This is a genomic window from Segeticoccus sp. (genome assembly GCF_035708005.1).
Genome location: NZ_DASSTI010000088.1, coordinates 1 through 12757, shown reverse-complemented (window position 1 = coordinate 12757; position 12757 = coordinate 1). Strand labels below are relative to the sequence as shown.

11 protein-coding genes and 1 pseudogene are annotated in these 12757 nt (G+C 68.4%); 7 read left to right on the top strand and 5 right to left on the bottom strand.

The window, feature by feature from the left end:
* On the bottom strand, positions 1 to 935 hold a 935-nt coding region (locus tag VFL99_RS09545; protein WP_325106115.1), incomplete at its 3' end, for a universal stress protein.
* A 262-nt stretch (positions 936 to 1197) separates the two neighbouring features.
* Between VFL99_RS09545 and VFL99_RS09540 the strand changes: the two genes are divergently transcribed.
* Positions 1198 to 1482 (top strand): hypothetical protein, encoded by a 285-nt coding sequence (locus VFL99_RS09540; protein WP_325106114.1) that lies wholly within the window; start codon positions 1198 to 1200, stop codon positions 1480 to 1482.
* 126 nt (positions 1483 to 1608) lie between these two features.
* On the opposite strand, the gene VFL99_RS09535 is transcribed toward VFL99_RS09540, so the two are convergent.
* Positions 1609 to 2514, bottom strand: coding sequence for a DMT family transporter (locus tag VFL99_RS09535; protein ID WP_325106113.1), 906 nt, complete (start codon positions 2512 to 2514; stop codon positions 1609 to 1611).
* 159 nt (positions 2515 to 2673) lie between these two features.
* Here VFL99_RS09535 and VFL99_RS09530 point away from each other — a divergent pair, with 159 nt between their 5' ends.
* Together VFL99_RS09530 and VFL99_RS09525 are read left to right on the top strand one after the other, a co-directional pair.
* Positions 2674 to 4047, top strand: a complete 1374-nt coding sequence (locus VFL99_RS09530) for an MBL fold metallo-hydrolase (RefSeq protein WP_325106112.1) — start codon at positions 2674 to 2676, stop codon at positions 4045 to 4047.
* An 85-nt stretch (positions 4048 to 4132) separates the two neighbouring features.
* Positions 4133 to 4735, top strand: coding sequence for a hypothetical protein (locus VFL99_RS09525; protein WP_325106111.1), 603 nt, complete (start codon positions 4133 to 4135; stop codon positions 4733 to 4735).
* Positions 4736 to 4781: 46 nt separating this feature from the next.
* Here the strand turns inward: VFL99_RS09525 and VFL99_RS09520 are convergent, their stop codons facing one another.
* Positions 4782 to 5642 (bottom strand): universal stress protein, encoded by an 861-nt coding sequence (locus VFL99_RS09520; protein WP_325106110.1) that lies wholly within the window; start codon positions 5640 to 5642, stop codon positions 4782 to 4784.
* Between the two features lie 143 nt (positions 5643 to 5785).
* Positions 5786 to 6043 (bottom strand): annotated as a pseudogene (locus tag VFL99_RS09515) (universal stress protein); the annotation flags it as partial.
* Positions 6044 to 7279: 1236 nt separating this feature from the next.
* Between VFL99_RS09515 and VFL99_RS09510 the strand changes: the two are divergent.
* On the top strand, positions 7280 to 7462 hold the full coding sequence (locus VFL99_RS09510; protein WP_325106109.1) for a hypothetical protein: 183 nt from the start codon (positions 7280 to 7282) through the stop codon (positions 7460 to 7462).
* A 4-nt stretch (positions 7463 to 7466) separates the two neighbouring features.
* Here VFL99_RS09510 and VFL99_RS09505 read toward each other — a convergent pair whose 3' ends face one another.
* Positions 7467 to 7886, bottom strand: coding sequence for a DUF302 domain-containing protein (locus tag VFL99_RS09505; protein WP_325106108.1), 420 nt, complete (start codon positions 7884 to 7886; stop codon positions 7467 to 7469).
* A gap of 557 nt (positions 7887 to 8443) precedes the next feature.
* Here VFL99_RS09505 and VFL99_RS09500 point away from each other — a divergent pair.
* The 3 genes from VFL99_RS09500 to VFL99_RS09490 all read left to right on the top strand — a co-directional run bounded on the left by VFL99_RS09500 (position 8444) and on the right by VFL99_RS09490 (position 10644).
* The gene (locus tag VFL99_RS09500) at positions 8444 to 8635 is read left to right on the top strand and encodes a hypothetical protein (RefSeq protein ID WP_325106107.1); all 192 of its coding nucleotides are present in this window, start codon (positions 8444 to 8446) and stop codon (positions 8633 to 8635) included.
* 350 nt (positions 8636 to 8985) lie between these two features.
* Positions 8986 to 9927, top strand: a complete 942-nt coding sequence (locus VFL99_RS09495) for a hypothetical protein (protein WP_325106106.1) — start codon at positions 8986 to 8988, stop codon at positions 9925 to 9927.
* 144 nt (positions 9928 to 10071) lie between these two features.
* On the top strand, positions 10072 to 10644 hold the full coding sequence (locus VFL99_RS09490) for a hypothetical protein (RefSeq protein WP_325106105.1): 573 nt from the start codon (positions 10072 to 10074) through the stop codon (positions 10642 to 10644).
* Positions 10645 to 12757 lie beyond the last annotated feature (2113 nt).

The following is a 12757-nucleotide window of genomic DNA, read 5'->3' as shown; positions in this document are numbered from 1 at the left end:
ATGTCGTGCAACGCCGGCACCTGTCCCTTGCGGACGACTGCCACCGGGCAGTGGGCTCGGTGCAGGACCTTGCGGCTCACCGAGCCGAGCAGGAGGCCGGAGAACCCGCCGCGGCCACGGCTGCCGACGACGACCATCTCGGCGCTCCGACTCGTCTCCACCAGGGCATCCGCGGGCCGCATCCGTGCCACCTGCGGGTCCGTCTTGACCTCCGGGAAGCGGCCCTTCCAGTGAGCGAGGAGCACGTCCACCGCGGCCTGTGCCTTCGCGTCGATCTTGTCCCAGTCCGATGGTTCCCCCGTCGGCAGGAACTGCGGATCCATCCAGAACGCGTGCAGCGGAACCAGCTTCGCGCCGCGCGCCGACGCCTGTTGGAAGGCGAAGCCGAGGGCGTCCTCACACGCCGGCGAGTCGTCCAGCCCCACCACGATCGAACCGGAGAACCGGGTGTCGGCCTCGTCCCGAGCCCTAGCTAGGTCCGTGACGGTAGGCACCACCACGACAGGGCACTCGGCGTGCGCGGCCACGGCCGCAGCGGTCGAGCCCAAGGAGCCTGCGACCGGGTGACGGCCGTGGCCGACGACCAGCAGGCTGGCCTCCGCCGAGGCGGTCACCAGGCCGTCGCCGGGGGTCGTGCTGGCGAGCGTGGCGATGAAGGGGAGGCCGGGGTGGGCCTCCTCGACGCGCGTGCCGAGGCCGATGAGCACGGACTCGGCCTGGTCGCGCAGGGCCGCCCGGGCCTGTTCGATCTCACTTGCGGGGACGGGGTAGCTCCAGGCCCACGGATACTCGGCGGTGCTGGAGTAGGCGTGCACGACACGCAGCGGCAGGCCGCGCCGGTCTGCTTCGGCGGCTGCCCACTCCAGGGCCGCGTCGCTGTCGCGGTCGGCATACCCAACGAGCACCGGTTTCCGGTCGACCGATGAAGTGTTCATCCCAGTTCCCTCCTGTTCGGCGCAGTCGAAGTCTGCCGTGGTCAAGGTCGCTGCACCCGGGCCCTTGGTCCCGCGATGGGGCGGCAGGCGCAGCGCGAACGCGGCGAGCGGAGCGGCGAGGCCGGGCAGTACCCGAATGGGCGCTGCCGGTGAATTGCCAGGGTGAAGAGATGGGACCTTGGTCCCATCCTGTCTCACGCAGGTTGTGCGCATAATGCTGGCCAAGGGGCCGGGAGTGACGGGGGGCGGAAAGGAGCCGGTGATGAGCACCTCCACCCACCCTCGCGGGGCTGCCGGGACGTCACTGGAGTCACTGGCGGACGACGTCGGGTCGGTCACTGCCGTGTTGGTGCGTGAGTATGACGCCGGTGTAGACATCAACGAGATGCTCTTCGAGGCCGTGTCCGCGGCTCAGCGGACGCTGGACGAGCGGGGCAGGGGTGAGGCGCTTGACGACCACAGCGCAGGCTGGTGGGAGGCGCTGCCGCTCTCCGAGTTGATGGCGCGTCACCGGGTCCGTGTGACGGTTGGAGATGACGTGTTGTAGCCGCTCGGAGTCGGGCTACGGCCCATCCCGGTCAGGCAAGGTGGGTCCGTGTCGAATCGGGTGTTGCTCGGGGCGTCCGACGTGGAGGTGGTCTCATCCGTCGTCGTCGGGCGGGATCTTCGCCTGTCAGTTTCGCCCTCGGGCAGCGCCATCGCTTCTGTGGAGGACGCCAAGCTGGTGGGAGAACCCGAGGGTGATGGCCCCGGCGGCCATCAGCACAGCCGCCGCGAGGGCACAAGGGACGAACGCGGCACCTCGGGTCTGCTCGTGGAAGACGACCACGCCCCACACCATCGCCACCGCGGGGTCGAGCAGCGTGACACCGGGCTGCGCCGCCGCCAGTTCTCCGGCCGCATAGGCGTTCTGCAGCAGCCAGGTGGCGGCGGCGCCGGCGACTATCGATGCGTAAAGCTGCCACGTAGCGATGACGGCCTGAACGCCGCCCGCGGTGAACTCCATGGTCATGCCCTTGGTGTAGGCCGCGCTCAGGCCATAAGCCAGTCCGCTGGCAGCCCCGAGATAGGCCGCCCGAGCGGCTGGCAGCGGGACCATCCGGCCGAGGACCACAAGCGGCACGATCAGCGCGACCACGCACGCCGATGCGATGAGCCACGTGTGGCTGGTCACGGTCCGCGGATCGCCGCCATGCGGCAGGAGGAAGACGATCAGTCCGGTCAGCCCGACGGTCATGGCGGCCACCCCGACCCAGTCCCGGAGGCCGAGCCGGGAGCCGAAAACTCGGGCAGCGCCCAAGAGCGTGAGGGGGAGTTCCAGGACCAGGATCGGCTGGACCACGCCGAGCTGGCCGGTGCCGAGGGCGAGAGCTCCGAGGGGATAGGTCGTCAAGGAGACGCCAAGCCCGGTGAGCCAGAGTGGACGGCGTGCAAGGTCGAAGAACATGCCGACGCGAAACTGCCGTTCGGACGGCAAGTCTCGGGTGGCCGTGCGCATGAGCACGTTTGCCGTCGCGTTCGCGACAGCGGTGAGGACTGCCAAGAAGTAGGTGATCGACGTTCCCTTCGCCGCGACCACGGTATGCGGTCTCGTGGGTCCCGGCTGCGGGACGTTCGTCCCTCCCTCCAGTCGTCCAGAAGGGCAAGGCTTGAGGCTGGACCAAGCAGGTTCGGTGTGAGCGCGTCCGACGTGCGAGTCCCAGCGGCAATCATCTGGCGCCAGAGGAGGTGGACGGGCATGAGCGTCATCCTGACCTTCATGGGTGCCGCCGGCACGGTCACCGGCAGCAAGACCCTCGTCGAGCACGATCGACGCCGAGCGCTGATCGACTGCGGACTGTACCAAGGCGAGCGGCACTGGCGTCGACTGAACTGGGAGCGGTTCCCGATCGCCGCGTCCACCATCGAGGATGTGATAGTCACCCACACCCACCTCGACCACTGTGGATACCTGCCGGCGCTGGTCCGCCTGGGCTTCGTCGGACCCACGTGGTGCACCCCAGGCTCCGCGGCACTGGTTCCGATCGTGCTGCGCGACAGCGCGCACCTCCTCGAGGCCGAGGCCGAGTACGCGCGGACGTCCGGGTACTCGCGACATGACCCTCCACTGCCTCTCTACACCGCCGCAGATGCCGACCGCGCGATCTCGGCCCTGAGAGCCACGGCCTACGACACCCAGACCATCCTGGATTTCGGCGGCCAGTTGACACTCGTGCGTGCTGGCCATGTCCTGGGTTCCTCCAGCGCGCTCTTGGAGATGGCAGACACGTCCGTGCTGTTCTCCGGCGGCCTCGGGCGCCCTCACCATCCGTTGTTGCGACCACGTCCGCGGCCGCCGGCTGCGCGACACGTAGTGCTGGAAGCAACCTACGGTGACCGGATGCATCCGCCGGCAGATCTCGAGCACGATGAGATGGCGGCGTGCATCCGCCGTACCGTCGAGCGAGGCGGATCAGTGCTGATACCCGCATTCGCCGTTGACCGCACCGAACTGGTCCTCGAGGCGTTGGGGCGACTGCGGGCGCGTCGCCAGATTCCCGATGTCCCCATCCATCTCGACAGCCCCATGGCCATGCAGGTGCTCGAGGTGTACCGCAGCCCGGTCGCCGACGGCGAGCTGGTCGAGGACGGCGAGGCCGTCCTGGACTCGATGCCCCGCTGGCAGCTGGCGAGGACCGCCGATGAATCCCGAGCCCTCGACCGGTCCCACACACCACGGATCATCGTCTCGGCATCCGGCATGGCCGACGGCGGTCGAGTGGTGCACCACCTTCGGTCCATGCTTCCCGATCCATGCAATACAGTCCTGCTCACTGGCTATCAGGCGAGCGGAACCCGTGGCAGGGCTCTCAAGGAGGGCGCCCGAGAGGTGAAGATCAGCGGCACCTACGTTGCCGTGCGCGCCGAGGTCGCATGTGATGAGGGCTTCTCGGTCCACGCAGACGCGGACGAGTTGGTCGGCTGGCTTCATGAACTGCCCGACGAGCCCCAGACCGTGTTCATCAACCACGCGGAGCCACACGCTGCAGAGTCCTTGGCCGAGCGAGTCCGCAAAGAGACAAGTGCCATCGCCGTCATACCTCGACTGGGGGAGCGAGTCCGTGTCGCCTGACCGATCCAGACGGACGTCCATCAGGACGGCGCACCCTTCCAAGCCGAGGCGTCCATCCCCGGCTTCAGCCGGGCAGACTACTGATGTGAGCCGGCGAGCCGGACCAAAGGCGACTCCGGACGGGCACGGACCGTGGTTCCGTCAGCGGCCCGCTCTGACCGTCGGCGCCAGCGTCGCGATGTACGCGCTGGTGTTCGCCCTCCGTCTGCTCATCGGCGACGCGACCGACGCGCTGTTGATTCTGCTCGTCTTCCCGATCAGCCTGCTCGCCCTGACGTTCGGAACTCGAGTTGGGCTGCTTGCTGGCTTGGGGGCCTCGGGCCTCATCGGACTCTGGGCCTGGCTCGACAACGTCGACCTGTCGCAGGTTGGGTGGTTGTCTCGGGTCGGCCCGTTGCTCTTCCTCGGCGTCCTGATCGGTGATGCCGCCGACCGACTCAAACGAGCTGACGACGAGCGCCGGTTGCTCGCGATCGCCGAGGTGCGTCATCGGCAGGCCGTGGAGGTCAACGACTCCCTCATCCAGGGGATGGCGGCCGCCAAGTGGTCGTTGGAGTCGGGCAACATCGATGCGGCCACGACGACCCTCGAGCAAACCATTATCAGCGGGCAACGGTTGGTCTCCGATGCCCTGCGAGCTGCTGACATGGGCGCCGACGGGCACCGCGGACACCAGGCCGGGCGTTGACTGGCGCCACCTTCGAAGTAGCGGTGGAGCTGACCGGGCCGGGGATTCAGCTGTGGACGACGGTGACCGGGCAGTGCGCCTGGTGCAGCACCCGGCGGCTGACGGAACCCAGCAGGAGCCCGCTGAACCCGCCCCGGCCGCGGCTGCCGACCACGAGCAGCGCCGCCTCGGTCGACCGCTCCACCAAGACCTCGGCCGGGACCGCGCGCACGATCTCGTGTCGGACCGGCACGTCCGGGTACTTCTCGCGCCACGGCGCCAGCACCGCGGAGACTGCGTCGTCCGCCTCGCGCAGGAAGCTGGCGCGCACCTCCTCGGTGGGCACGAACCCCTCCAGGCCGCCGACCGGGTCGAGCCACCAGGCATACACGGCGGTGAGCGGCGCAAGGCGAGCGGCGGCCTGCAGGAAGGCGTACTCGGCGGCGGCACCGGAGGCGGCTCCGTCGACGCCGACCAGCACAGTGCCACGACGGTGGACGGAGGGCTCGCGGACGACGACCACTGGGCAGCGGGCGTGCGTGGTCACCTGTGCCGAGACGGAGCCGAGGACGGCGCCTCGCAGCTGACCGAGGCCACGGGCACCCACCACAACTGTGTCGGCCCGGTCGGACGACCGGACCAGCGCCTCCGCAGCACCGCTCCCGGCGTATTCGGTGCTGACGGGCAGCCCGGGGGCGAGCTCCTGCGCCCGACGGACATGGTCGCGCAGGAGCTTGCCGCCGGCGTCGGACAGCTCGTCCGGGATGACGCCGGCGGGGGGCCACCAGGCTCCCGTGCTCCGCGCGTGCAGGATGTGCAGCCCGAGACCGCGCTGTCGTGCGTCATCGACAGCCCACTCGAGGGCGGCACGGCCCTGTGGTGACCCGTCGACTCCGACCACCACGGCGAGTTCATGGTGTGATGGCATGCGCTGCTCACTCCTTCGTGGAAGCGTTGTCCTGTCGCCGATGAGCGCGCCGTGACTGCCCGGCCTGCACGACATCGCAACGTCATGAACAGGGCCACAATCCGGCCCGACCGATGCACCCATTGTCTCCGGCGGACGACTGCCACCGGGCAGTGCGCGAGGTGCAGCACCTGTCGGCCGAGCGAGCGCAGGAACAGCCTGGAGAAGCCACCACGGCCGCGGCTGCCGACGACGACGAGCTCGGCGCCGCCGCTGGCCTCGACGAGCGCCTTGGCCGGCCGCATCCGCGTCACCTCGGGTTCGGTCTTCACCTGCGGGTAGTGTGCCGCCCACCGGGCCAACGTCCTGAGCCGCCACCGGCTCCGGAGTCGAGGGGAGCACCACGTCGGGGCGCTTGGCATGCACGGCCACTGCCGCGGCCGTTGATCCCAGAGTTCGGGCCACCGGGTGTCGCCCGTGCCCGACCACGAGCATGCTGGCCTCTCCCGAGGCCGGGATCAGCGCCTCACCCGGTGTGGTGGGCGCCAGTATGGCGACGAGGGGGGTGTCCGGGTGCATCTCCCTAACCCTCTGGCCAAGTTCGGTGACGAACGCGGTCGCGCCCCTCAGCGCCTCCTGCTCCATGTCATCGGCCAGCATCGTCATCGGCCAGCATCGGGTGGACCCACACGTACTTTGGAGCCGTGAAGTAGGCGTGGACGGCTCGGAGCGGCAGGTGCCTTCGGTCGGCCCCAGCCGTGGCCCCCTCCAGTGCCGTGTCGCTGTCACGACCGGCGTATCCTACGACGACAGGCGGTTGATCGTTCGACGCGGCGTTCATCTCGGGCACTCCAGTTCAGTCACCGTCACTGTGCCCCGGATCCGCTCTTTAGCGATGAGCCCTTGGTCCCGTCCTTTGGTGACTGGCGCAATGGCCGTGTGGGCAACGTTGGACCCTGTCCGCGCACCGACCGGTCGAGGACGCTGGTCACCCGGGGAGGAGCACAAGGCCAAGGTCCGTGTCGGTTCTCCCATGCATTCCTTTACTGCCATTCGATGGCCTGCGCCAGGCCACATACGAGCGGAACGACGTAGTGACCGTGACGTGGCCTGATCCGAGGTCCAGACGGCGGACAGCCCACAGTGTCAATTCCACCCGGGGAAAGACGATCGCCCGGCAGAGGCCGACGGGCCAACGCTCTACCGGGTCCATCGCCCGCTCGCCGACGAGAACGGGACGGCGCAGCTCCCGACCGCCGCCATGACGCCGAAGCCGACCCATCTCAGTGTGCTCACCGGCTCACCGCTTCCAACGATGCCCACAACCTGGTGCAGCGGCGCCCTCCCGCAGCAGGGTCCTTGGTCCCTGCACACCGGCCCAGCGCGCGCAGACGATGAAGGGGAGGTGATCTGAGATGAAGGGTACGGCTGCTGCCTTGGTCCTCACCGCACTGCTCGCCGGTGGTGTCGCCGCCTGCGGGGACTCGACCGCCGGGTCACCGGCGGGACTCCCGACTAGTGCCTCGAGCAGGGCGGCCGATAGTCCCCCAAGCTGGACCGGGACGGCACGAGGCCCGCGCAACGCAGCCGACGAGCACTTCCTCCGCGCGGTGCGCCGGATGCCCGGCTGGTCCGCGGCCTGGGGCCATGGACAGCATATGCGGGACTGGCACCCACGCACCGCTGCGCAGCGCCGGCAGGTGGTGCGGCTTTGCCGGGACGAGTTGGCGCACGGCAAGGACCCACGGCTGCGCCGGATGGCGAGCTACCTGATGCACCCCGTGCACGACACGGACGACATGCGCCAGATGCACCGGCTCATGCAGGGCTTCGATGACTGACCGATCAGTCGTGCTTGCCGGGAGACGAGTGCGGGACGTGGAGGGATTCCAGAGCGGCGCTGATCCGCCGGCGGGCTTCCCCCGCGACCTCGCGGATGGCCTCGCTGTCGGCCACGGTGACCATGACCTCGGGGTCCATGGCCTCGACGATGGTCTCTCGATCCCCCGTGGACCGGACCACGACGTTGCACGGGAGCAGGACACCCACCGACGGCTCGGCCTGCAGGGCCTGGTAGGCCAGCGGCGGGCGGCAGGCGCCGAGGATCACCTGGGGCGGGACGTCGACGTCGAGCTTGGCCTTCAGGGTCGCCGCGACGTCGATTTCGGTCAGCACTCCGAATCCCTGGTCTGCGAGTGCCGCCCGGGTCTGCACCACCGCCAGCTCGTACGGGAGGTTCAGCGTGGTCGACAAGGCGTAGGGCATGTGAGCCTCCGCGGGTTCGAGTTCGGTCCGTTGGAAATATCAGGCTACGGCAGGGGTATCCGCACGACCGGAAGTCCATCCCGAATCAGGTTCAATCCATTCCCGGTGCGGAACCTGTCAAGCAAGTCGGACGGACAGGCTGGGTTCCCCGGAACCTTCGTCGTTGTTGGTGAGGCCGCCACGAACGGCACGCTTGCGGTGAGAACTGCAGTTCAGGTGAGGGCGTTGACGCGGATTGCTGGTCAGGTTCCATCGACCGGCCGAAGAAGAACGTACTTGACTTCGTGGCCCACGAGCGGAGCGAGCCGAGTCGCAACCCCGGGACTGCGGTGCGAGCCGCACATGGCTCGTCCGGTGGTCGGTGCGCGGCGGGAGCGAGCGTGCTCGCCGGGCCCCATGCGGAACCTGGAGGCGGAAACGACGGCATTGCCTGCGTCAGAGAGCCGATCTCGGCTGGATCTCGGGTCCCGGATGAATCAACAGCGCGCAGCCTCCGTTAGGGCTGGGCGGTAAGGCAGTAGATCACCGCCGGTATCGGGTCGGCGGCGGTGACCGTGATGCGTGTCGATCTGTCCTCGCCATCGTCGGTGCATACCTTCGGCGCCGCGTTCGGCAAGCGGTCGTCGGCGCTCGATGTGCTGGTCAGCAACGCGGCCGTGTCACTGCCGGTGCGGGAGGTCACGTCGGAGGGCCTCGAACGCAACTGGCGATCAATGTGCTCGGCCCGCACCAGCTCACGACGCTGCTGAACCCCGCGCTCCGGGCCAGCTATCACGGCGGATCGTCACTGTCTCCACCCGCGCGGCGGGAGGTCTGGACCTCACCGACAGTCAGTTCGAGCGGCGGCGCTATCCCACTTGTCCACAACCGCGGTGAACTCCAGAAACTTCGCGCCATCGTCGAGCAACAACTGGATTAGGCACGCTCCTTCGTTCGGGGATCCCGCTGCACCGAGCCACGCGCCAGCGCAAGCGTCACGATTTGTGGCGGCGGCCCAGTCTCCTCGCTGCCGGGACCTTCGGCCCTACGGAGGCGGTGATCGTGGCAGCTAATATCCGTATTCGTTCCTCTCGTCTCAGTGGCGAAGGCGGTGGTCAGGATGACCTTGTGGGAGTCGGTGCGAGGTCTGGCGCGCCGAGTTGTTGCGGTGACCAGTCGTGTCGTCGGGCAAGTCGTTGCAAGCGTCCGCGCCCACGGCGCGCGCACCGCTTCGGTAGGCGTTGGCGCTATGCTGGCGGGCACGAGCCTGTGGGGCCTCTTACGGGCAGATCTGTACCCGGAGCCGGAGTCCGTCGCCGCGATGTTTCGTGGTCTCGACGCTGTCTCGTTGGCGGTAGCCGCGCCGACCCTGCTGGGCGCTGTCTGGCGATCGGGACACGGATCGGCGCGTGCGCAGTTGGTCTGGCTGGCGGTTCTTGCGTACGTCACCTACACCTACCTGCTCTATGCGTTCGGGCTGGGATGGACGACCGCGCTCCCGCTTCACGTCACGCTGGTCGTCTTGGCGTCGGTGGCTCTGATGGCGCGCCTGCGTCGCCTCGATCGGGACGAGCTTGCGCGTACCCTGTCTGGAGTTGCCCGGCAGCGCGCGGCGGGCGTCCTGCTCGCAGTCCTGGGGGTCGGATTGGGGGCCATGTGGGCCTTCTACCTCGGGCGGTACGCCCTCACCGGTCAGGCGCTGCCAGAGGCCCAGTTGGTGCAAACCTCATACGGTGCGTTGCTGTCCGCGGCCGCCGACCTGGTGCTGTTGGTGCCGGCGTATCTCGTGGCGGCGCTGCTGCTGTGGCGCCGCTCGTCGTGGGGCCATCCCGTCGGTGCTGCACTGCTGGCGGCGGGGTTGCTGCAGCAGGTCGGCTATCAGGCCGAGCTGTTCGCCCAGAGCGCTTCAGGAATCCCAGGGGCGAGGGCGTTCGACCCAGCCGAACCCGTGATCGCCGCACTTTACGTCGTTGGAGTGGCGCTCCTGTTCGGCCGGCCACAGAGGGCCCTTCCGCTGCCGGGACCGCCCGTCGGACGCCGCCCCGCGCTGCACCGTGCGTGAGGATGCAGAGCTGCGAGGGGTTGCCGGTGTTGACGTGGTCCTCGATAGCCCGGCAGTTGTGGTCCATGAGGAATGGAGGTATCAATCATGGGGCCGACATCCCTGGGGCCGCGGTATCTTACTCCGATCGCTGTTCCACTTGCCGTGCTGACCTACTTGCGGCTTCTGCGGCCCTGGCAGCTGACGTGGGGTGCGACGCCGGAGGAGGTGGCGCGCGACCTGCCGGGTGACGACCTAGTCCAGCGACCAACCTTCTGTGCTACCCGAGCAGTCACCATCGCTGCGCCAGCGGAGCGCATCTTTCCCTGGCTGGTGCAGGTCGGCGTGAATCGCGCCGGCTGGTACTCATACGACTGGCTCGACAACCTCGGTAGCCCCAGCGCACGACGGATACTGCCCGAGTTCCAGCAGGCCGAGCGTGGCGAACTCCTACCTATGAGTCCTGATGGCAACCATGGCATGAGGATCTATTCACTCGACCCGCCAACCAGCATGATCTGGGGAACCCCGGGGGACACCACATGGACCTGGCAGCTCGAGACTGAAGTCGACGGCCGGACCCGGGTCATCACTCGCGTTCGTTCGCGGTATCGCTGGATGTCTCCGACTATCCTCTTCTCAGCGCTGCTCGAGTTTGCCGACGTTTGGATGATGCGGAAGATGCTGCTCAACCTGCGCGACCGGATCGAAGCCATCGAGCCGAGTGCCACCGCCTGACGGGCGTCGATGAACTGGCACACGATGCCGCAGGGGAGTGGCGGCTGCGCGGAGCATGGATGGCAGTGGTGCCTGCCGGACGTCCAACTGCAGTCCGGCGCCAGTCAGGCGCCCGTCCATTCAGCGGTGCCTCAGGGGCGCATGTCGTGACCGGTCCGTGCCAGTGCCCATGACACGAGCGTGTTCGAGGTCCACATCACCGTCGCTGAGTTCGGTGCGGCCCCAGGTCAGCGTTAGATCCTGCGGTATGACCTCGAGTAGGGCGCGCCTGCGGCGGGTCCTGGCTTATCCGCGGAGGCTTGCCGACGGCATAGGCGAGGTCGGGGATGCAGCCGCCAGGCCAACAGCGGACCCGGAACGAAAGGCGCGGAACCTGCAAGATCGCGACAGTGGCCCGCGCGGCACCAGGAGTGTCGACGTTGTCCGCTGCGAACACCGGCGTCAACCCTAAAAGGGCGTACCGAAGAGGAAGAGGGAGGTTCCGCCGAGGCACCGGATGGTCAGCATGGCTGCTGTCCTCGCGACCCGGCCAGTCCAAGTCGCTTTCAGTCCACACCCTGCTCGTCAACTGCGACTCGGACAGGGCCCGTCCCGATTCGGCGCTTCAGCCTGAGCTGCTCTGGTTGCGTTTCAACCCTGTCGCCGGTCATGCCGTTCAGCGGCCCAGCGAGTCGCAGACGGCTCGGGGGATGCGGCAGCACCGCGATCTTCGGCGACTGGGAGGTTGTGGGCAGACTGGCCAACCGTGTCGGATCAGGTTCAGGCCGGGTCAGCGGCATGGCAGCCGATCGCGACGGACGAAGGCGCTGGTGGCGGTCCCGACCACTGCGCGCGTGGCCTGCGTACCTGAGGTGAGGCTGTCCGCCGTGTGCCGGGCAGCCGCCAGCAGGATGCTGTGGTCCCCCTGGCGGTAGAAGAGCGTCATGATCACAGAACCTGCCGGTAGCCCGGCGAACCAGCCGACCGCCAACACGTCCGTCGAGCGGAAGCTGTCCACGAAGAAGGAGGAGGGCGGGCGCCATCCAGCCCGGCCGGCACCGACCGCGAGCGCGGTCCAGGTGAGGCTGTGTCGGTACAGCAGTGCTCGACGGCGAAGTCGCGCCGGCCGGTCTCGTCACCGACTTCATTGGCCGCGAGGGCGCCGAGCGAGGCCAGGCTGAGCGTGCCGGCGACGAGCAGCCACCACAACCAGCCGATGCGCCAGCGGTGAGTCGGCTGCCGAGCTTGCGCAGCCCCGCACTGCCGTCCAGCAGTGCTGCAGCCGTGGCCGTGGCGAGCGCTGATCCGGCCAGACCCGGGGAACGCGGGGACATTGCCCTGGTGCTCGGGTACTGCGGGCTGCGGATCGGGGAGCTGGCCGCTCTGCAGGTGCGGCACGTCGGCCTGCGGCGGAGGCGGTTCCGGATCGAGGAGTCGGTCATGAAGGGCAACGACCGCTTGAATGTCGTCGCCGAAGGACCACCAGCGACGCAGCGCGCCCTTCCCGACGTTCCTGTCGGAGCCGCTGGCCAATCGTCTGACGGGGAAGGGAGCGGACGAACCTTGTTCGTCCGAACGAGGGCGCCGCTGCGGGTGCGGAACATGCGTCGCGAGTGGTACGACGCGGCCGCCGTCGCCACCCACGCGCCGGTTGAGCGAGGCCCGGGCTCGCGCTCGTCAGGCCAAAATAGGGCCAACCGCAGAATCGGACGCGTCGCCGTCGGCGTCTGCAGGCCTGTGACCTGCGGTTTTGTCGGTGCCCCCGGCAGGATTCGAACCTGCGACACCCGCTTTAGGAGAGGCGACGCTGCGTGCGTCGCGCTGGTGCAGCCATTGCAGGACAACACAATTCGGCACCGACGAAGCGTGACCTGAAGGCCGGGGGCACGCCGGGGGCACAAGAAATCGGAGACCGGATGAGCGAGGACGAGGGTGCTGGGTACATGCCTGGCACCCTCTTCGCCTGGGTAGCGGGGTCGCGAGGCCGAGTGGCCTGTCAGCGATCACGAAATTCCCCAGTGAGCAGGGGTTGACGATCACGTAATTCCCCACCGGGGCGATCACGTAATTCCCCATGGGGATGACGTGCGTGGCGTCCCGGGTGTGGTCCTCCGAGCGAAGCAGGCTGCCCTCA